This window comes from Pseudoduganella sp. jia 9 (genome assembly GCF_055502615.1).
On record NZ_JBUPWE010000006.1, the window covers coordinates 285,844 to 305,460 of the forward strand.

The window sequence follows — 19,617 nt, forward strand, 5'->3', positions numbered from 1 at the left end:
GCTTCACATGAAAGCAATGATTCTCGCGGCTGGCAAAGGCACGCGCGTGCGGCCACTGACGTACGAACTACCAAAGCCGATGATCCCCATTCTCGGCAAACCCGTGATGGCCTATCTGGTCGAGCACCTGGCCCGCTATGGCGTCACGGAGATCATGGTCAACGTCAGCTATCTGCACGAAAAGATTGAAGAGTATTTCGGCGAAGGTCACCAGTTCGGTGTGCAGATCGGTTACTCGTTCGAAGGCTATACGAACGATGATGGCGAGGTGGTTCCTGAGCCGCTCGGTTCCGCTGGCGGCATCAAGAAAATCCAGGAATTCGGCGGCTTTTTCGACGAAACCACGATCGTGCTGTGCGGCGACGCACTGATCGACCTGGATCTGAAATCGGCCCTGTTCGAGCACCGCCGCAAAGGCGCACTGGCAACGGTCATCACTCGTGAAGTGCCGTGGGACAAGGTGTCCAGCTATGGTGTCGTCGTCAGCGACGCGGATGGCCGGATCCGCGAGTTCCAGGAAAAGCCCGATCCAGCCACCGCGAAATCGAACTGCGCGAGCACCGGCATTTACATTTTCGAGCCGGAAGTGATCGACCTGATCCCGACCGACCGCGCGTTTGACATCGGTTCCGAACTTTTCCCGCTGCTGGCCGAAAAGGGCCTGCCGTTCTACCAGCAGACCCGCAAGTTCAACTGGATCGACATCGGCAGCGTCAAGGATTACTGGGAAGTGCTGCAAGGCGTATTGCTGGGTGAAGTGGCCAACATGGCGGTACCCGGCATCCAGGTCGACGAAGGCCTGTGGGTCGGCCTGAATACCAGCATTGACTGGAACAATGGTACGAAGATCGAAGGTCCCGTGTACATCGGCTCCGGCGTCAAGGTCGACGCGGGTGCCCATATCGTCGGCCCGACGTGGATTGGCCACGGCAGCCATATTTGCTCCGGCGCGAAGGTGGAACGCAGCGTCCTGTTCGAATATACCCGTGTGTTACCGGATGTTACGCTGAGCGAATTGATTGTCTTTAAGGACTATAGTGTCGACCGCGCTGGCGAGATGAAGCATGTGTCTCAGTATGAATCCGATGAATGGGCTAATGCACGGGACCGCCGAGCGGCTCGCCGCCGTGACACCGAACAAGATACCCCCCAGTTGGAACAGAAAAAAGCATGAAAATTTATCCCGTTATCCTGTCCGGCGGCGCCGGCACCCGGCTGTGGCCATTGTCGCGAGCGGCATTGCCAAAGCAACTATTGCCGGTGGTTGCCGAGAAAACGATGCTACAGGACACGGCGCTTCGCCTGAATGGTCGTCCGGAACTGATGCAGCCGCTCATCGTGTGCGGTAACGAGCACCGCTTCCTCGTTGCTGAGCAACTGCGCGAGGTCGATATCAAGCCGCTCGGCATCTTGCTCGAGCCGGAAGGCCGCAACACGGCGCCAGCCGTGGCGGCGGCGGCGCATTACCTGAAGGCAATCGATGCCGAGGCGGTGATGCTGGTGTTGCCAGCCGATCATGTGATCAGCGACACCGAGGCGTTCTACGGCGCAATCCTGCGCGCCGCCGCGCTGGTTGAGCATGGTGCGCTGGCCACGTTCGGTATCGTGCCGACGGCACCGGAGACGGGATATGGCTACATCCGCAGCGGCGAATTGCTGCCGGTGGGAGACAATTGTTTCAAGGTCGACCGCTTTGTCGAAAAGCCGGACCGTCCTACGGCTGAAGAGTTCGTCAAGGCCGGCAATTATTACTGGAACAGCGGCATGTTCCTGTTCCGTGCCGACGGCTATCTGCGGGAGCTGCAGCAATTCCAGCCGGCAATTGCCACCGCCACGGCCGAAGCAGTGTCGAAAGGTTACCGCGACCTGGACTTTTGCCGGCTGAACGAGGAAGCGTTTGCGGCCAGCCCGTCCGACTCGATCGACTATGCGGTGATGGAGCACACGCGTCACGCCGTCGTCGTGCCGGCGGCAATCGGCTGGAACGATGTCGGTTCCTGGTCCGCACTGTGGGAAGTGCAGCAGCATGACGAAAACGGCAATGTCTGCCGTGGCGATGTTTACCTCGATGGCGTCAAGGACTCCCTGGTGCGCGCGGAAAGCCGGTGCGTGGCCGTGATCGGCGTGGACAATGTCGTGGTCGTCGAAACCAACGATGCCGTGCTGGTTGCCCGCAAGGATCAGGTCCAGCGCGTCAAGCAGGTAGTCGACCACCTGAAGGGCCAGCAGCGCACCGAGCACCTGCACCACACCAAGGTGTACCGGCCGTGGGGCTGCTATGAAGGCATCGACATCGGCGAGCGCTTCCAGGTCAAGCGCATCACCGTCAATCCGGGTGGCAAGCTGTCCCTGCAGATGCACCATCACCGTGCCGAGCATTGGATCGTCGTATCGGGCACCGCGAGGGTCACCTGTGGCGACAAGGTTCAACTGCTGACCGAGAACGAATCCACCTATATTCCGATTGGCATGAATCACCGGCTGGAAAACCCCGGCAAGCTGCCTCTGCACCTGATCGAAGTGCAGTCGGGAAGCTACCTGGGCGAGGATGATATCGTGCGGTTCGAGGACGTGTACCAGCGCACCTGATCACGGTATCTCCGGTGCCGGAAGCCGGTTCGCGATGATGCTGGGCGGCCTTGCCATACTCGGGGTCGCGCTCCGGCGCCGCGTCTGACACCGCGCGTTATAATAAAAAACGGAAGCTCATGCTTCCGTTTTTTTTTCGGCCTGATCGTTTTCTTCCAATGTCTTGACGTGCACGGAGCCCAACCATTTTGCGAACCGCCTTTTTATTGACCGGCCTGCTGGCCGCTGCGATTGCCCAGGCAGCGCCGGGACTACGGCCGGAACAGCTGGCGGTTGTCATCAATGACGACGAACCGAACAGCGTAGAACTTGGCGAGTATTACCGTACCGCGCGCGGCATCCCGGAGGCAAACATCGTGCATGTCCGTATTCCGGGCAAGCCGCGCAAGCTTACTCTGGCACAGTTCGCGCAGCTCAAGGCGGAAATCGACGACAGGTTGAAACCCGAAGTGGAGGCTGTGCTGATGGTGTGGACGGCCCCGTATGCGGTCGAGTGCAATGGCATTACGGCGGCCTACGCCTTGGGATACGACGCGACGCAATGCATCAAGACCTGCGGGCCCGGCAAGCCCAGTCCGTACTTCAATGCGTCGGCGCTGCCAAGCCAGGTGCAGCCGGGCATGCGGCTGGCGATGCTGCTGCCGACCGACTCCGTCGAGGAAGGCAAGGCACTGATCGATCGCGGCAAGGCAAGCGGGTTTCGTGTTCCGCGCGCCGGAGCCTACTATCTGGTCACCAGCGAAACCGCGCGCAACAGCCGCGCGCAGTTCTTCCCGAAGGCGGGCACCATCCCGCAACGCAAGCTGACGATCCACACGCTGCGGGCCGATGCCATTGAAGGCAAGCGCGACATCATGATTTACCAGACCGGCAAGGCACGCGTGCCGAGCCTCGACACGCTCCAGTTCATGCCTGGCGCGTTGGCGGATCATCTGACCTCCATCGGCGGCGACTTGCTGGGAAACGGGCAGATGAGCAGTCTGCAGTGGCTGCGGGCCGGCGCGACCGCCAGCTACGGTACCGTGAGCGAACCGTGCAATTTTTGGCAAAAATTTCCCAATCCTGCCGTGCTGCTGAGCCACTATGCCAATGGCAGCACGGCAATCGAAGCCTACTGGCGCAGTGTCGCCTGGCCGGCGCAGGGGGTCTTCATCGGCGAGCCGCTGGCCGCCCCATATCGCCGCTGAACGGCACGGCCACGGCCACAGGCCATTGATCACCATGGGGCATCCCGGCAGCATGTTGTGCTGTCGAGCGCCAACCCTCCGGCTGCCTTTTCCCGGCACTGCGGCGCAGGCAGTGCAGCCGTACAGCGTCCCCGTTGGCATGCGCAAGTGCGGCAAGCCAGCGGCTGCCGCCGTTGTCGCGCGCCGCTTCACATTCATCGCCACGACCCGTTAGGCCGAACGGAGCATCGGACTGTCATTAAGGAGTCATATCGTTTAGCTAATATTTGATTGGCAATATTCGATTCACTCCTTCAATATCGCAGGAATAACAATGACACGACACGCTCCAACCCCGGGCCGCAAGACAGTGCTTGCAGCGGCTCTGGCCACCTTGCTGGCCGGCTTTGCCGCGCCGGCCATGGCCGCTTCCGACATCGTCATCAGCCAGGTCTATGGCGGCGGCGGCAATAATGGCGCCACGCTGAAGTCCGATTTCATCGAGCTGTTCAACCGGAGCGATGCGGCGGTTACGCTGGCGAACTGGAGTGTGCAATACGCGAGCACCGCGGGCAGCAGCTGGCAGGTCACGCGGCTGCCGGCGATCACGATCGAGCCCGGCAAGTATTACCTGGTGCAGCAGGCCACGGGCAGCGGCGGCGACGTCGCCCTGGAACCGGATACGACCGGCACGATCCCGATGAGCGGCAGCGGCGGCAAGGTCGCGCTGGTCAGTTCCACCACCGCGCTGGCGGGGGCCGCGCCGGCCGGCGGTACCTTGGTCGACCTGGTGGGCTGGGGCAGCGCCGGGCACTTCGAGGGCAGCGCGCCGGCCGGCGGCACCGGCAATGCCACCGCCGTGCTGCGCAACGAAGCCGGCTGCATCGATACCGATGACAACCGCGCCGACTTCACCGTGGCCGAGCCGATTCCCCGCAATGCGGCCGCGCCGGCGCACTCGTGCAACGTGCCGGTCGCCAGGCCGATCGTGCTGAGCTGCCCGGCCAGCCTGGGGATCGCCCAGGGCTACGCCGGCGGCGCACATCTCGACGCCAGCGACGCCGACAGCATCGTCAACGCAGCGTCGATCACATCCGCTGCTGTTCATGGCATCAGCCTGGGCTTCGCTGCCGCCAACGCCGAAGGCGGCAGCGCGTCCGGGCGTATCGAGGTCGCCGCCGACGTCCCGCTAGGCGATTTCCCTGTCACGGTCCGATTCGCCAACGACGATGCGCAGGAGGCCAGCTGCACGGTCAACGTTTCCGTGCGTCCGCTGGCGCCGCTCACGCGCACGATCCCGCAGATCCAGGGCAGTGGCGCGACGAGCCAGTACGCCAACAGCGTGCAGACGACCGAAGGCATCGTCACCGCGAAAGTGGCCGGCGGCTTCTTCCTGCAGGATGCCAACGGCGACGGCGATCCGGCCACGTCCGATGGCCTGTACGTCTACAACGCCGCGGCCGCCGATGGCGTCGCTGTGGGACAGCGTGTGCGCATCACCGGCAAGATCACCGAATACACGCCGGGCGGCGCCAACCGCTCGTACACGGAAATGACGGACGTGACGTCCGCTCCGGTGCTCTCGTCCGGCCACAGCGTGGCGCCGACCCATATCGTGCTGCCGAACGAGCGGCTGGACCAGGTGGAGGGCATGCTGGTGCGTTTCGCCCATCCGCTGACGATCTCGCAGACCGACTACCTGGGCAACCGCGGCGAACTGTCGCTGTCGTCCGGCCGCCTGGAGATCCCGACCAACCGCCACGCACCGCGCAGCCCCGAGGCGGCGGCACTGGCGGCGGCCAATGCCGCCAACCTGATCGTGCTCGATGACGGCATCTTCACGACACCGGTCACCATCCCGTACATCGGCGAAGGCCGCACCGTGCGCGCCGGCGACCTGGTGCACGACCTGACCGGTGTCGTCGATTACGGCGCACTGGGCGCAGGCGGTGCCGGCTTCAAGCTGCAGCCGACAGTGGCCCCGGCCATCACGCGAGATAATCCGCGCGAGGGCGCACCGTCGCTGCCTGCGGGGAACGTGAAGGTGGCCAGCGCTAACGTGCTGAACTTCTTCACCACGTTCACCAACGGCACTACCGCAACGGGGCAGACGAATCAGGGCTGCACGGTGGGTTCGACGACCACCCAGGGCAACTGCCGCGGCGCCGACAACCTGACGGAATACGTGCGCCAGCGCGACAAGATCGTCAACCAGCTGAAGGACGTCGATGCCGATGTCGTCGGCCTGATGGAAATCCAGAACAATGGCGACACCGCCGTGGGCCTGCTGGTCGACAGCCTGAACGCCGCCTACGGCTCGCCGGTGTACGCGGTGGTACCGAAACCGGCCGCCACCGGCACGGATGCGATCCGCGTGGCGATGATCTACAAGCCGGCCAGTGTCACGCTGGTGGGTGGCGCGCTGTCCGATGCGAACAGCGTCAACAATCGTCCGCCGATGGCGCAGGCATTCCGCGCCGTCAACGGTGAAAAATTCTCCGTCATCGTCAACCACCTGAAGTCGAAGGGCAGCTGCCCGTCCGGCTCGGGTCCGGAGGCCGACAACGGCGATGGCCAGAGCTGCTGGAATGCGACCCGCGTCGCGCAGGCAAGGCGCCTGGTGGAGTCGTTCGTGCCGCAAGTGCAGGCCGCGGCCGGCGACGACGACGTGCTGCTGATCGGCGACATGAACTCGTATGGCATGGAAGACCCGATCGCCGCGATCACGGCGAAAGGGTACGTGAACCAGCTGGAACGCTTCGTGCGCCCGGTCGGCATGCCGTACTCGTACGTGTTCGGCCACCAGGCCGGTTACCTCGATCATGCGCTGGCCAGCCCTTCGCTCAGCCCGCAGGTGGTCGGCGCCGCGGAATGGCACGCCAACGCGGACGAACCGGAAGTCATCGACTACAACACCAACGGCAAGCCGCAGGATCTGTATGACGCACAGCCGTACCGTGCGTCCGACCACGATCCGGTGGTCGTCAGCCTGGCGCTGGCGCCAGCGTACAGCGACGTGACGGCCAGCGTGCAGACGATCGGCTCCGGCCTGGCGTACAGCCGTTCCACGCAACTGTTCACGGGCACCGTCACGCTGGTCAATCGCTCCTCGTCCACGCTGAATGGCCCGCTGCAGTTCGTGCTGGCCGGCCTGTCGCAGGGCGTGACGCTGACCAATGCCACCGGTGTGAAGGATGGCTCGCCCTACATCACGGTCAACGGCCCGCTGGCGCCGGGGGCCCGCGTCGTGGTCCCGGTCAGCTTCAGCAATCCGGCAAAAGTCAACGCAACCTATACGGCCACCTTCTACAGTGGCGCATTCTGAGGATTCCATCATGACCGCATCCCCGTTCTTCTTCCGCCAGGCGGCCGCCGCGCTGGCGCTGGCCCTGTGCAGCAGCCTGGCAGCCGCCGACACGTCGTTCAACATCAGCATCGACACCTCCGGCTTCGGCTCCAGCGGCTGGCTCGACATGCAGTTCAACCCGAATGGTGGCCTGTACACGCCGGCCGCGACGGCAACAGTCACCAATTTCGCCGGCTTCGACGCCGCCGCCGCCGCGTATAGCGAAGGCAGCGTTGCCGGTTCGCTGCAGTCCGGCTACGTGTTCGGCAACGGCAGCTACTACAACGATCTGTTCCATGCGGTGAACTATGGCGGCGTGTTGAGCTTCACAGTGACGTTCGCAGGCGATGCCGAGCTCACCGGTAACCTCGGCCAGTCGCTGTTCACCGTGGCGGCCTACGCCGCGGACGAGGTTACGCCACTGGGTGTATCCAGTGGCGACAGCCTGCTGGCGATCACGTGGACGCCCGCCACGGTGGCAGGCATGGCCGGCAGCGCCAGCGCGGTCACGTACTCGGCCGCGGCCGCCGTCTCGGCTGTGCCCGAACCATCGTCCTGGCTGATGCTGGGCATCGGCGCGATGCTGGTTGCCGGCGCCGCCCGCCGCCGAATCTGATCCGACGTGCACTCTCCAGCCAGCCGTGTCCGCAGGGGCCGGCTGGCTTTTCTTTTGGCGCTGTCGCGTTAGCTCGGTGAAGGTTCGAGCAGAACCGTTGTCTGATCTGCTGTTGAGATAAGCGCGATGACGTCCTTGCTCGTGCGCGACGCGTGAATGCTGCAAGACGTTTGCGTGGCGGGCCGGCCGGCATCACGCACGAATCGCCCGTCCAGGCCGGCGTCCAGGCCGGCGTTCGGACGCGCGGCGCAAGCTACATCGGGTGAATGGGTATCGGCGCTTCGAGACGTGGCTGCGCCTGTTAAACGGCGTGGCGAGCCGCTATCTAGCCACTTGCACGGGCAGGCAGCGGGTGCTCGACGCAGCCCGGTTCAAGGCTCCCGCCCATCGGCCTCGCACTGGCGTGCTCGCAGATCGCCAGCGATGCCGACAGCCCGCGATGACGACGGGCAGGGCAACGCAACTGCCATCATGCACCGGTGGCCTGCTCGCGCACCGCGGGCGTTGCCATCCCTGTTGCGCCCTCCGCGCGACTCCGGCCGGCAAACCGGTTGCGTATCGCCTTTTGCAGGCGGCCGACGAAGCGTTCCTGGACGATGACGCACACTGCCACCAGCAGGAACAGATACAAGGGGTAGAAAATCATCGACTGCTCGGCTTCGCGCGCCATGGCAAGTACCGAGGTAAAGCCGCCGGAGGCCGACGGCCACACCTGGATAACCTGTTCGGCCTTTCGGAACAGTGCGAAAAGTGGGATGTGCAGCAGGAACAGGGGCAGCGACGCCGCACCCAGGCGGTCGCCCCAGTAGCGCAGCGTGCTGGACAGTGTCGGCCTGGCGCACGCGCACAGCCAGATGAGTGCAAGGCTGGCCGGGAAGAACAGTCCATTGCGGACAATGTGCAGGCGATACTGTTGATGAAGCACGATCATGCCAAGCACGATGGTGGCAACCACCAGTATCGCCGACACCAACCGTTGCCGGTGGCTGCCGGCTGCCGGACTGCGCGCGAATGTCACGCACAGCACCATTCCCGCAACGAATAACGGCAGGCGGATGATGGGGTTCCTGTGCAGCAGCCCCGCAGTGAACACATTGTTCGCATTCAGCAGATCGGCAATCGCGCCGGGCAGGCAAAACACTATTCCAAGCAGTACCAGTGCGATCTTCGGCGATTTCATCCGGTAGATCTTCAATGCGATCAGGGGAAACAGCAGGTAGTAGAAACCCAGTGCCGACAGCGACCATGATGGTCCATTGAAGATCATGTAGAACGGGTTCCACGCATTGAGCAGGGTGAACGACATGAACAGGGCAAGCGCCACTTCCCACTGCTCAAGCACCCTGATCACTTCGCCCGTGGTATCGGCACCGACGGTGATGCCTCCGCGCGCGAACAGTGTCACGGCAACCGGACCAATCGCCAGCAGCAGGCCGACGACGTGCAAGGGATAAAGCGTGGAAAAGCGTGCAACCAGGAAGCTGCGCGTGTTGATCTCGCGCCCGTTCTTCATCACGACATACGCATGCATGAGCAGGAAGCCGGACAGCACGAAAAAGACACTGGTGGCCATGTTGCCAAGCCCTAAGGCATGGTCGAACCAGGTGTTCTCGATCGGCGGATAATGAACCCGCAAGGTGTGAAACAGAACAAGGTAGATCGCCAGAATGAAGCGAAGCCAGTTCAGTGCCCAGAATCCTTTTTCTTTCGGGGTGACAGGGGCATGTTGGCCACCAACGATGCCGGATTCCAGATTTTCACTTTTCATTTCACTTCCGCTTCTCAATGGATGACTGATATTGATGCGGCTACCGTCGCGGATTGCCTGCATCACGAACACAGTCGGTCCGCGCAACGCGGGCTCTTAAACGCATGCCGCTGGACAGGTACAGGTCAGGTGACTGCCGGTTTATGGAAGAGCAAAGTGGCAATGGCCAAACGACATCGATGGACCGGCGATCGGCCACTACAGGCACGGATCGCTTCCCTGCATCGCTAATGCAGCGCTGTACTGAACAAGGCGGGATGTGGCCTCGGCACTGGTTAAACTATTTCGTTCCGGCCAGCAAGTCATACGTGAACGCTGCCGAACGCCGCCCGATCCAGAGGCAGCTCAACGACGCATATTTCATGTACCACGACGCTCTCGCGAGAGTGGCGCCATTGCTAATGTTGTTATTTTAACCTTATCAAACCTAGCCTGTACAGCGTGAAAGTGTTCGCGTCGCGAATTCGCGACTTGCCGGCGGATCGGCCGCACGAGGTCTGGCTGATTACAACGGCCGGGGTCGTCCGGCCATTGGCGACAGGCGGCAGCGCCATGCCTGGAACCCCTGGATTTAGTCGCGCAAGCTATGAATGACTGGGGCAAATTGTATTAGCAGGATTGCTACCGCTCGTGCATAGTGGCCCAGATGCTCAACATGTCATGTGGTGAATCATGGTAATCCAGGTACTTCTCATCGACGACGATTCAGCCATCCAGCAGGTGCTCGGCCATAACCTGCGACAGGCCGGCCATGCCGTGCGCAGTGCCGCTGACGCAGAAAGCGCCCTGATGCGGATCGACGAGAAATTGCCCGACCTGGTGCTGGTCGAATGGGATTTGCCTGGCCAGTCCGGCCTGTCGCTGATCCGCCGCTTGCGCGCACGGCCAAGCACGGTCGACCTGCCACTGATCATGCTGTCGCGCCGAACCACAGAGCCGGATGCCGTGCTGGCGCTGGAGGCGGGCGCTGACGACTACCTCATCAAACCGGTGGGGCCCCGTGAGACCCTGGCGCGGATCAATGCGGTATTGCGGCGCTATCATCCTGCGCCGCCTGAGACCTTGCGCATTGAGCCCGGCACCCAGCGCGTGATGGCGGGCAGCCGGCAGATCGTACTGGGCCGTGTCGAGTTCCGGCTGCTTGATTTCCTCATGCAGCATCCGCGGCGCGTGCACACGCGTTCACAGTTGCTGGACGGCGTGTGGGGTGTCGATGCCTACCTCGACGAACGCACCGTCGATGCCCATGTGGGACGCCTGCGCCATGCACTGCAGCCATGCGGCCTTCATGGCCATATCGAAACGGTGCGTGGCAGCGACTATCGTTTCGTGCCCGCATGACAGCAACGGACGGGTTGGTCATCCTCAGCCGGCAGGAGCAGGAGTACCTGCTGCATGCAATCGAATCCAGTCTCGACATGGCAGAGCCGGGCGAACTGTTCTTGTGGGCGCAGGGGCAATTGCAGGCACTGTTGCCGCACCGTCTGCTCGTCTGCGCGCATCTGGGACCGTCCGGCGAGGTGCTGCGCACTGAACTGCTGCATGGGGGCGCCGTGGCGCCGTCCGAGGCGGAAGCCTTCCGCGACCCGGTCAGCGGGCCATTGCCAATGTTGCTGGAGCGCTGGCGCCAGGGCGGGGCGCGGCCGCTGGCGTTGGTGGCCGGCGACGATGGCCGGCTGGCGCCTTACGGGATCGATAACCTGATCGCGCACGGCAGTGCGCCATTGCCCGGAGGTTCCACATTCTTCCTGCTGTGCGACCTGCCGCAGCTGCCTGGCGCCCGCCAGACGCACTTCCTGCGCCTGATGCTTCCGCACCTGCACTTGGCGCTGCTGCGGCTGGCACCTGCAGGTGTCCAACCGCCACGCAGCCTGTCGGCACGCGAGGAACAGGTGCTGCGCTGGCTCCGCGAAGGCAAGAGCAACCAGGAGATTGGCCACATCCTCGGTATCAGCGCGCTGACCGTCAAAAACCATCTGCGACGCCTGTACCGCGTGCTGGGCGTGAGCAATCGCGCGCATGCCGTGGCACGGGGGGCGCAACTGCGCGCCCACTGGAACGAACATTGCCAATAGGTCAAGCCGCGAACCGGCTGTCAACGAAAAACGCCCTCGCGGTGCCAGCGGGCGCCTGCTCTGCAATGCAAAACAAAAAAATTGTCTAAACCTTAAATGACGTGGTAGCCTTCAACGTCAACTCGGCAATCGGAGGTTGTTTCGGATGCAAGCAGCACAGCGTAAAACGCAGTATGCAATTCACGGCGCGGCGGACCGTCGGCACGCCCGCGGCTTCACGCTGCTCGAGCTGCTGGTGGTGATCGTCATCATCGGCCTGCTGGCAGCCTATGTGGGACCCAAGTATTTCTCGCAACTGGGCAAGTCGGAAGTCACGGTGGCGAAGGCGCAAATCGAAGCATTCGAAAAGTCGCTCGATACCTATCGCCTGGATGTCGGCCGGTACCCGAGCACGGAAGAGGGCCTGGGCGCGCTGCTCGCCGCGCCGGCCACCGCGGGCGCGAAATGGAACGGCCCCTACCTGAAGAAAGGCGTGCCGCCCGATCCGTGGGGCCAGCCGTACCAGTACAAGGCACCCGGCACGCGCGGCGAATACGAGATCACCTCCCTGGGCAAGGACGGCCAACCCGGCGGCAGCGCCGACAACGCCGACATCTCTTCGCAATAATCCCTCATCTACCCGTTCTCGGCAGCGATCCCATGCAGTTCGATGTCCGCACCCTGTCGCCGGAAATGGTGATCGGCCACATGGTGGTCGATGGCCGCGACGAGGCCGACGCGCGGCGCCAGGTCGAGGCGCGCGGCCTGTTCGTCAGTGCCATCCATCCGGTGCGCGGTGCACTGCGGCGCAGCCAGGGAAAAGCGCTCTCGCTGGTGCTGTTCAGCCAGGAATTGCTGGCGCTGCTGAAGGCGGGGCTGGGCATCGTCGAGGCGCTTGAAGCGCTGCTGGAAAAGGAATCGAGCCCGGCCACGCGTGGCGTGCTCGAGCGCCTGCTGGGCGGCCTGCGCGAAGGCCAGCGCTTCTCCACCGTGCTGGCCGAGCAGCCCCAGTTGTTTCCGCCGCTGTATGTCGGCATCGTGCGCGCCGCGGAAGGCACCAGCGACCTGCCGCGCTCGCTGGAGCGCTACATCGACTACCAGCAGCGCATCGATACCGTACGCTCGAAGATCGTCAGCGCCGCGATCTACCCGTGTATCCTGCTGCTGGTGGGCGGCGGCGTGTCGATGTTCCTGATCGGCTACGTGGTGCCGCGTTTCGCCGAGGTCTACCAGGGCGCCGGCCGCAATTTGCCGTGGTTGTCGCAGGTGATGCTGTCGTGGGGGCAGTTCGCCGGCGCGCATACGGGCGCGCTGCTGGCAGGCCTGGCGATCGTGCTGGTCGCGGGTGTCACGGCGGTACGCCGGCTGATGGCGAATGGCGGCCTGGTGCGCCTGCTGGGCAAGCTGCCCGGCATCGGCGAGCGCGTCAAGATCTATGAACTGTCGCGGCTGTACCTGACGCTCGGCATGCTGAATGAAGGCGGCATCACGATCGTGCAGGCCATCGAGACGGTGCAGGGCATGGTATCGGCCAATGTGAAGAGTGGCCTGCAACTGGCGAAAGTCGCCGTGGAGTCGGGCCTGCCGCTTTCCACCGCGTTCGAGGCCAACGGCCTCACCACGCCGATTTCGCTGCGCATGCTGCGAGTGGGCGAGCGCACCGGCGACCTGGGGCCGATGCTGACACAGTCGGCGGCTTTCTATGATGGCGAAATCAGCCGCTGGATCGACCGTTTCACGCGCACCTTCGAACCGCTGCTGATGGCTGGCATCGGCCTGATCGTGGGCGCCATCGTGGTATTGCTGTACATGCCCATCTTTGACCTTGCCGGAGAAATGTCGTGAACGATCCGGCCATACAGACCGCCATCGCCTCGCTCGACCATGCGCTGCTGGCGCGCGCGCGCGCCGCCCAGGCCGTGTCGAAACGCACGCTGGTGGAAGAACTGGAAACGCTGAGCGGCATGGAGCCGCGCCTGGTGGTGCGCGCGCTGGCGCTGCCGTTCGGGCTCGCCGTGCTGGAAACGGTCGAGATGCTGGCCTTTGCGCCGGCGTTCGACCTGCTGCCGCTGTCGCAGGCGATGGCGAAGAAATGCGTGCTGCTGCGCACGCTCGAGGGCGTGGTGATCGGCGTCATCGCCGACCCGTTCGACCTCGATTTGCAGACCTGGCTGTCGGCCCAGGCACGCGCCACGCCGCATGCGCCGCTGCAAATGCGGCTGGCGCTGCAGGCCGATATCGCCGCCTACCTGTCGAAGCAGGAAGAAGGCGCGCGCGCCACCGACTCGCTGCTGCCCGGTACCGAGAACGGCCGCAGGGACGGCAAGACAGCCGCCGTGCTGTCGTTTGCCTCGGTATCCGAGGCTGCCAGCCCGGCGGTGCGGCTGGTGAATTCCACGTTGTACGACGCGCTGAAAGCCGGCGCGTCGGACATCCACCTGGAAAGCACCGCCGGCGGCCTGGCCGTCAAATACCGTGTCGATGGCGTGCTCGATCACGCCACCGCGGTCGGCGGCATCGAGGTCGCCGAGCAGATCATCTCGCGGCTGAAGGTGCTGGCCGAGCTGGACATCGCCGAACGCCGCGTGCCGCAGGATGGCAGCTTCCGTGTCGAGTCGGCCGGCCGCGAGATCGACCTGCGCGTATCGATCATGCCGAGCATCCATGGCGAGGACGCCGTCATCCGCGTGCTCGACAAGCGCGCGATGATCGAAGCGTACGGTTCGCTGTCGCTGGAATCGCTGGGCTTCGACGCACCGTCGCTGGCCACGCTGCGCACGCTGGCGCAGGAAGCCTACGGCATGCTGCTGGTGACGGGGCCGACCGGTTCCGGCAAGACCACCACGCTGTACGCGGCGCTGACCGAAATCCATAACGGCCGCGAGAAAATCATCACGATCGAAGACCCGGTCGAATACCAGTTGCCCGGCATCCTGCAGATCCCCGTCAACGAGAAAAAGGGCCTGACGTTTGCCAAGGGCCTGCGCTCGATCCTGCGGCACGACCCGGACAAGATCATGGTAGGCGAGATCCGCGACCGCGAAACGGCGGAAATCGCCGTGCAGTCGGCACTCACCGGCCACCTGGTGCTGACCACCGTGCACGCCAACAATGTGTTCGACGTGTTCGGCCGTTTCACCCACATGGGCATCGATCCGTATGCCTTCGTGTCGGCGCTGAACGGCATCTGGGCGCAGCGGCTGGTACGCATCAACTGTCCGCACTGCGCGGTCGACTACACGCCGGACGACGACGAGCTGGCCAGCGTGGGCCTGGCCCGCGCCGACGTCTTCGACTACCGGTTCAAGGCCGGCAAGGGCTGCGGCGACTGCCGCGGCACCGGCTACAAGGGACGCCGCTCGATCGCCGAGATCCTCACGCTGAACGACGAGATCCGCGAGCTGATCGTCGAGAAGCGGCCGATCCGGCAGGTCAAGCAGGCCGCGTACGCGAACGGCACGCGCAGCCTGCGCCATGCCGCCCTGGAAGTCGTCAAGCGCGGCGGCACGACGCTGGCCGAGATCAAGCGGGTGACCCTGCATGCGTAGAGCCTTCGGACAGGTATTGTGCCTCGGCGTCGCCACGGGTGCCGTCAGCCTCCTGGCGGCCTCGCGCTGGCGCGGCGACAAGGTGAAGGTGCTGGCCGAGCAAGCGCTGGCGGGCGCCGGCGGCGAGGCCCTGGGCGCGGCACTGCGCGCACTGCTGGCCAGGCAGGACGTGGCCGGCTGGCCGGTGACGGTGGTGCTGGCCGACGAGCTGTGCCGGCTGTGGCAGGTAGCGCCTCCGCCGGGTGCCGCCCGGCTGCCCGACATCGAGGCGGCCGCCGCACTGCGCTTTCATGCCTTGTATGGGGAAGGCCCGGCAGCGTGGCAAGTCACGGCCGACTGGCATTCCACCGAACCGTTTTTTGCCGCCGCGGTGCCGCGCACGCTGCTGGCGCTGATCGATGCCGTGGCGCTCGAGAACCGGCTGCACGTGGTGCAGGTGGTGCCGCATTTCGTCACCGCGTGGAACCGCTGGTGCCGGGCGATCCGGGCTGGCGCCTGGTTCGGCCAGCTGCACGACGGCCTGCTGACCGTTGCGGCGATCGAGGGCCGGCAATTGCGCGCAGTGCGTGCGCTGCAGATGCCGCCGGCCGCCGATCATTACTGGCTGACGCAGATGATGGGGCGCGAAGCGCTGCTGCTGGGGCTCGAAGCGCCAGCGCAGGTGCAGCTGTGCGGACCTCTGCCGGCGGCGCTGGCCAGGCCGGCCGGCACGGGGCAGGTGAGCGTCGCGCGAGTCGACACCGGCCTGGGCGACGAGTTGTCCACCACCGGCCGCCTTGCCTTTGCCGGGAGCGCGCCATGAAGCCGATGCAGATCGATTTCGCGCCCCTGACCTGGCGGCGTGCCCTGTACCGGCTGCACCCGGCACTGCTGGCGGCCGGCATCGCCGGTATCGCGCTGTGCGCCGGCGGCATCTGGTTCGCCATGCAGATGGCCGAGCAGCGTGCCGCGCGCGCGCAGCAGATCGAGCAGTTGCGCGCCAGCCAGGCCGCGCTGTCGAAGCGGCCGGCGCGGGTGGCCGAGGTGGCGATTCCGGAAGCGCAGGCCGTCGCCGTGAACGCCGCGATCCTGCGCCTGAACGTGCCATGGCGTGCACTGGAGGATGCGATCGGTGGCGCCACGCCGGCCAGTATCGCCTTGCTGGCGCTCGATCCCGATCCGAAAAAGCAGTTGTTGAAGATCACGGCGGAGGCGCGCAACAGCGATGACATGGTCGACTATGTACAGGTGCTGAAGCAGCAGGAGTTCTTCACCGGCGCGGCACTGGTGCGCCATGAAATCGGCGAGCAGGAGGCGAACCATCCGGTCCGCTTCCAGGTCGAAGTGCAATGGAGGGTGCAATGAAGGACCGCGCAGTGACGGAAGTCCAGCTCGCGCCGCTGATGCTGGCGCTGCGCCTGTCGGCGTTGCGTGCCGGCGGCGCGGCATGCCTGGCGGTGGCGCTGCTCGCGGCCGGCCTGGCCACCTGGGCGTGGCTGCTGCCGCAACGGGCCGCCTTGCAGGAAGAGCTGGCACGGCCGCTGCCCAAGGCGTCGACCCTCGTGGAAGCGCCGCCACCACCCACCGCCAACGAAAACCTGGCGCTGTTCCATGCCACGCTGGGCGAGAAACGCTACGCCGAGCAGCAGGTCAAGACGCTGTTCGACCTGGCTGGCAAGGCTGGCCTGGCGCTCAATCGCGGCGAGTACAAGTTCGCCTACGACAAGGCCAGCGGCGTGACCACCTACCAGATCGCATTGCCCGTGAAGGGCAGCTATCGGAACATCTGGCAGTTCGCCCTGGAGGCGCTGGCCGTGGTGCCGTTCGCCGCGCTCGATGAAGTGAGCTTCCGGCGCGACACGATCGCCGACCCGGTCGTCGAGGCGCGGCTGCGCCTTACGCTTTACCTGAAGGATGGCCCATGAAGCCCCGGCACCTGCTGATGGGAGCGGGGCTGGCGATCGCGGCCGGGCTGGTGCTGTTCGGCGATACCACGCCGGAAAGCGACATGGCCGAACCGGTCGAACGGGCGCAGGCGCCGCGCGCCGCGGCGCCTGCCGCCGCGCGCGCGCCTGCCGCGCCGCCGGCGGATGGCGCAATCCTGCGGCTGATCCCGCGCGCCGAATTGATCGGCGCGACGGGCGAGGGCGCGTTCAAGGGCAGCGAGGGCGTGTTCGCCGGCCAGGACCTAAATCCGCCGCCACCGCCGCCCGAGGCACCAAGCGGCCCGCCGCCGCCGCCACCGGCGCCAACCGCGCCGCCGCTGCCGTTCACCGTGCTGGGCAAGGGCGTGGCGGACGGTGCCTGGGAAGTCTACCTGGCCCGCCCCGACCGCACCTATGTGGCCCGGGTGGGTACCGTGATCGACGGCATGTACCGCATCGACACCATCGCGCCGCCGACGCTGACGGTTACTTACCTGCCCCTGAACCAGGTGCAACAGCTAAATATTGGAGTCATGGATTGAACACGCACGATAATGGACGCTGGGTACGCGGTGGACGCTGGATACGCGGTGCAGGCTGGATACGCGGTGGCCGGGCATGCCGCGTGCTGACACTGTCCACGCTGGCACTGGCGTTGGCAGGCTGCGCCGGCCAGATGGCGTATCGGGACGGCACCGCACTGATCGAGAAAGACCAGGTCGAGGCGGGCCTGCTGAAGGTGCAGGAAGCGATCGCGCAGGATCCGGGCAATGCACAGTATCGCGCCACCTACCTGCAGGCGCGCGACCGCGCGATCATGCGCTACCTGGACCAGGCCGAGCGGCAGACAGCCGAAGGCCAGCGCGAACTGGCGCTGCAGAACATCCAGCGCGTGCTGGCCCTCAATCCGCAGAACGAGCGCGCCCGCATGGTGCTGCGTGGGCTGGACATGGCGGAACGCCATGACAGGCTGCTGGCCGATGCCGCCGCGCTGGTCGAGCAGAAGGAATTCGGGGGCGCCATGGCCAAGATCGACGCGGTGCTGGCCGAAAAGCCCGACCAGCCGCGCGCAAGGCAGCTGCAGCGCGAGATCGCCGAGTGCAATCCACCGAATGGCGGCGAGACCGCGCTGGCGAAGACCTACAAGCAGCCGATCACGATCGAGTTCCGCGAAGCGCCGCTGAAGCAGGTGTTCGACGTGATTTCGCGGCGCTCGGGCCTCAATTTCGTGTTCGACAAGGATGTGAAATCCGATGCCCGCACCACCATCATGCTGAGGAACAGCACCGTCGAGTCGGCGGTCTACTATCTGCTGATGACGAACCAGCTGGAACAGCAGGTGATGGATGCGAACACGATCCTGATCTACCCGAATATCGCGGCCAAGCTGAAGGAGTACCAGGAAACCGTCGTCAAGACGTTCTACCTGGCCAACGCGGAGGCCAAGCTGGTTGCCAACACGCTCAAGACCATCCTGAAATCGCGCGACGTGGTGGCCGACGAGAAGCTCAATCTCGTGATCATGCGCGACAACGCCGATGCGATCCGCCTCGCTGAAAAAATCGTGGCGGTGCAGGACATGGCCGAACCGGAAGTGATGCTGGAAGTGGAGATCCTCGAAGTGAAGCGCAGCAGCCTGCTGCAGCTGGGTGTCGCCTGGCCCACCAGCGTTACGCTGGCGCCGCTGGTGACGGGCGAGGGAACGCGAGTGACACTGAGCGACCTCGACAACCTGAACCGCCGCACGCTCGGCATCACCGGCATCAGCGCAACGGCCACGGCGAACCGGAATGCCTCGGACTCGAACCTGCTGGCCAACCCGCGCATCCGCGTACGCAACAAGGAAAAGGCCAAGATCCTGATCGGCGACAAGGTGCCCGTCATCACCACCACCGTTTCGCCCGGCACCGCCGGTTTTGCGCAGGAAAGCGTCAGCTATATCGACGTCGGCCTGACCCTGAACGCGGAACCGACGATCTACCTGAACAACGAAGTGGCGATCCGCATCTCGCTCGAGGTGTCGAACCTGGTCAATACCATCGAGACCAAGTCGGGCACGACGGCGTACCAGATCGGTACCCGCCAGGCCTCGACGATGCTGCAATTGAAAGATGGCGAGAACCAGGTGCTGGCCGGCTTGATCAACAACGAGGAGCGCAACGGCGGCAACCGCGTCCCGGCGCTGGGCGACCTGCCCATCCTGGGGCGCCTGTTCGGCACGCAGCGGGACGAGACACAGAAGACCGAGATCGTGCTGTCGATCACGCCGCACCTGGTGCGCAACCTGCAGCGGCCGCCGGCGGAGGCCACTGAATTCTCCGCCGGCACCGAGGCGAACTTCCGCCGCAAGCCGGAACTGTCGGTGCGCACGCCGGTGCTGATGCCGCAGCGCGGCGCGCCCGCCACAGGGACGCCAGGGGCACCCGGCACGAGCGGCATGCCCGCGGCGCCGCCGACGCCGCAGGAAAGCGGCACGCCGGTCGGCGTACCGCTGTCGACATCGCAACCGGGGCCGGCATCGAGCGTGACCCAGCAGCCGGTACAGGTGCTGCCGGTCGCGCCGCCGCCGCCAACCACGTTGCCGCAGCCCGCCACGACGACGCCGCCGCCCGTGCAAGAGCAGTGA

At 64.9% G+C, this 19,617-nt stretch carries 16 protein-coding genes; 15 read left to right on the plus strand and 1 reads right to left on the minus strand.

The features are described 5' to 3' along the window. The first annotated feature begins 7 nt into the window (after nucleotides 1-7). The 5 genes from ACY34H_RS09370 (at nucleotide 8) to ACY34H_RS09390 (ending at nucleotide 7,717) form a co-directional block, all read left to right on the plus strand. Entirely contained in the window at nucleotides 8-1,174 is a 1,167-nt protein-coding gene (locus ACY34H_RS09370) for a sugar phosphate nucleotidyltransferase (RefSeq protein ID WP_464977222.1), read from the plus strand. Next, nucleotides 1,171-2,589: a mannose-1-phosphate guanylyltransferase/mannose-6-phosphate isomerase gene (locus ACY34H_RS09375; protein WP_464977223.1), complete on the plus strand. Its 1,419-nt coding sequence runs from the start codon at nucleotides 1,171-1,173 to the stop codon at nucleotides 2,587-2,589. The genes ACY34H_RS09370 and ACY34H_RS09375 overlap by 4 nt, the downstream gene beginning before the upstream one ends. Nucleotides 2,590-2,777: 188 nt before the next feature. Beyond that, nucleotides 2,778-3,776 carry a TIGR03790 family protein gene (locus ACY34H_RS09380; protein ID WP_464977224.1) on the plus strand — a complete coding sequence of 333 codons (999 nt, stop codon included), beginning with the start codon at nucleotides 2,778-2,780 and terminating at the stop codon, nucleotides 3,774-3,776. 313 nt (nucleotides 3,777-4,089) lie between these two features. Continuing rightward, a complete protein-coding gene (locus tag ACY34H_RS09385; RefSeq protein WP_464977225.1) occupies nucleotides 4,090-7,080 on the plus strand; it encodes an ExeM/NucH family extracellular endonuclease in 2,991 nt (996 codons plus the stop codon). 10 nt (nucleotides 7,081-7,090) lie between these two features. Beyond that, entirely contained in the window at nucleotides 7,091-7,717 is a 627-nt protein-coding gene (locus ACY34H_RS09390; protein ID WP_464977226.1) for an NF038129 family PEP-CTERM protein, read from the plus strand. Between the two features lie 469 nt (nucleotides 7,718-8,186). On the opposite strand, the gene ACY34H_RS09395 is transcribed toward ACY34H_RS09390, so the two are convergent. Next, complete coding sequence (locus ACY34H_RS09395) at nucleotides 8,187-9,548, minus strand: acyltransferase family protein (protein ID WP_464977286.1); 1,362 nt, start codon at nucleotides 9,546-9,548, stop codon at nucleotides 8,187-8,189. Between the two features lie 609 nt (nucleotides 9,549-10,157). On the opposite strand from ACY34H_RS09395, the gene ACY34H_RS09400 reads away from it, so the two are divergent. The 10 genes from ACY34H_RS09400 (at nucleotide 10,158) to ACY34H_RS09445 (ending at nucleotide 19,617) form a co-directional block, all read left to right on the plus strand. Continuing rightward, nucleotides 10,158-10,826, plus strand: coding sequence for a response regulator (locus ACY34H_RS09400; RefSeq protein ID WP_464977227.1), 669 nt, complete (start codon nucleotides 10,158-10,160; stop codon nucleotides 10,824-10,826). After that, nucleotides 10,823-11,560 (plus strand): LuxR C-terminal-related transcriptional regulator, encoded by a 738-nt coding sequence (locus ACY34H_RS09405; RefSeq protein ID WP_464977228.1) that lies wholly within the window; start codon nucleotides 10,823-10,825, stop codon nucleotides 11,558-11,560. Before ACY34H_RS09400 ends, ACY34H_RS09405 begins: the two co-directional genes overlap by 4 nt. Nucleotides 11,561-11,705: 145 nt before the next feature. Next, nucleotides 11,706-12,167: a type II secretion system major pseudopilin GspG gene (gspG, locus tag ACY34H_RS09410; protein WP_464977229.1), complete on the plus strand. Its 462-nt coding sequence runs from the start codon at nucleotides 11,706-11,708 to the stop codon at nucleotides 12,165-12,167. A gap of 32 nt (nucleotides 12,168-12,199) precedes the next feature. Then, nucleotides 12,200-13,384: a type II secretion system F family protein gene (locus ACY34H_RS09415; protein WP_464977230.1), complete on the plus strand. Its 1,185-nt coding sequence runs from the start codon at nucleotides 12,200-12,202 to the stop codon at nucleotides 13,382-13,384. Continuing rightward, entirely contained in the window at nucleotides 13,381-15,087 is a 1,707-nt protein-coding gene (locus ACY34H_RS09420; protein ID WP_464977231.1) for a GspE/PulE family protein, read from the plus strand. Before ACY34H_RS09415 ends, ACY34H_RS09420 begins: the two co-directional genes overlap by 4 nt. Beyond that, nucleotides 15,080-15,889: a hypothetical protein gene (locus tag ACY34H_RS09425; RefSeq protein WP_464977232.1), complete on the plus strand. Its 810-nt coding sequence runs from the start codon at nucleotides 15,080-15,082 to the stop codon at nucleotides 15,887-15,889. Before ACY34H_RS09420 ends, ACY34H_RS09425 begins: the two co-directional genes overlap by 8 nt. After that, nucleotides 15,886-16,431, plus strand: a complete 546-nt coding sequence (locus tag ACY34H_RS09430; RefSeq protein ID WP_464977233.1) for a hypothetical protein — start codon at nucleotides 15,886-15,888, stop codon at nucleotides 16,429-16,431. Before ACY34H_RS09425 ends, ACY34H_RS09430 begins: the two co-directional genes overlap by 4 nt. Further along, nucleotides 16,428-16,991 carry a hypothetical protein gene (locus ACY34H_RS09435; RefSeq protein WP_464977234.1) on the plus strand — a complete coding sequence of 188 codons (564 nt, stop codon included), beginning with the start codon at nucleotides 16,428-16,430 and terminating at the stop codon, nucleotides 16,989-16,991. Before ACY34H_RS09430 ends, ACY34H_RS09435 begins: the two co-directional genes overlap by 4 nt. After that, entirely contained in the window at nucleotides 16,988-17,533 is a 546-nt protein-coding gene (locus tag ACY34H_RS09440) for a hypothetical protein (RefSeq protein ID WP_464977235.1), read from the plus strand. The genes ACY34H_RS09435 and ACY34H_RS09440 overlap by 4 nt, the downstream gene beginning before the upstream one ends. 83 nt (nucleotides 17,534-17,616) lie before the next feature. Then, complete coding sequence (locus tag ACY34H_RS09445) at nucleotides 17,617-19,617, plus strand: secretin N-terminal domain-containing protein (protein ID WP_464977236.1); 2,001 nt, start codon at nucleotides 17,617-17,619, stop codon at nucleotides 19,615-19,617.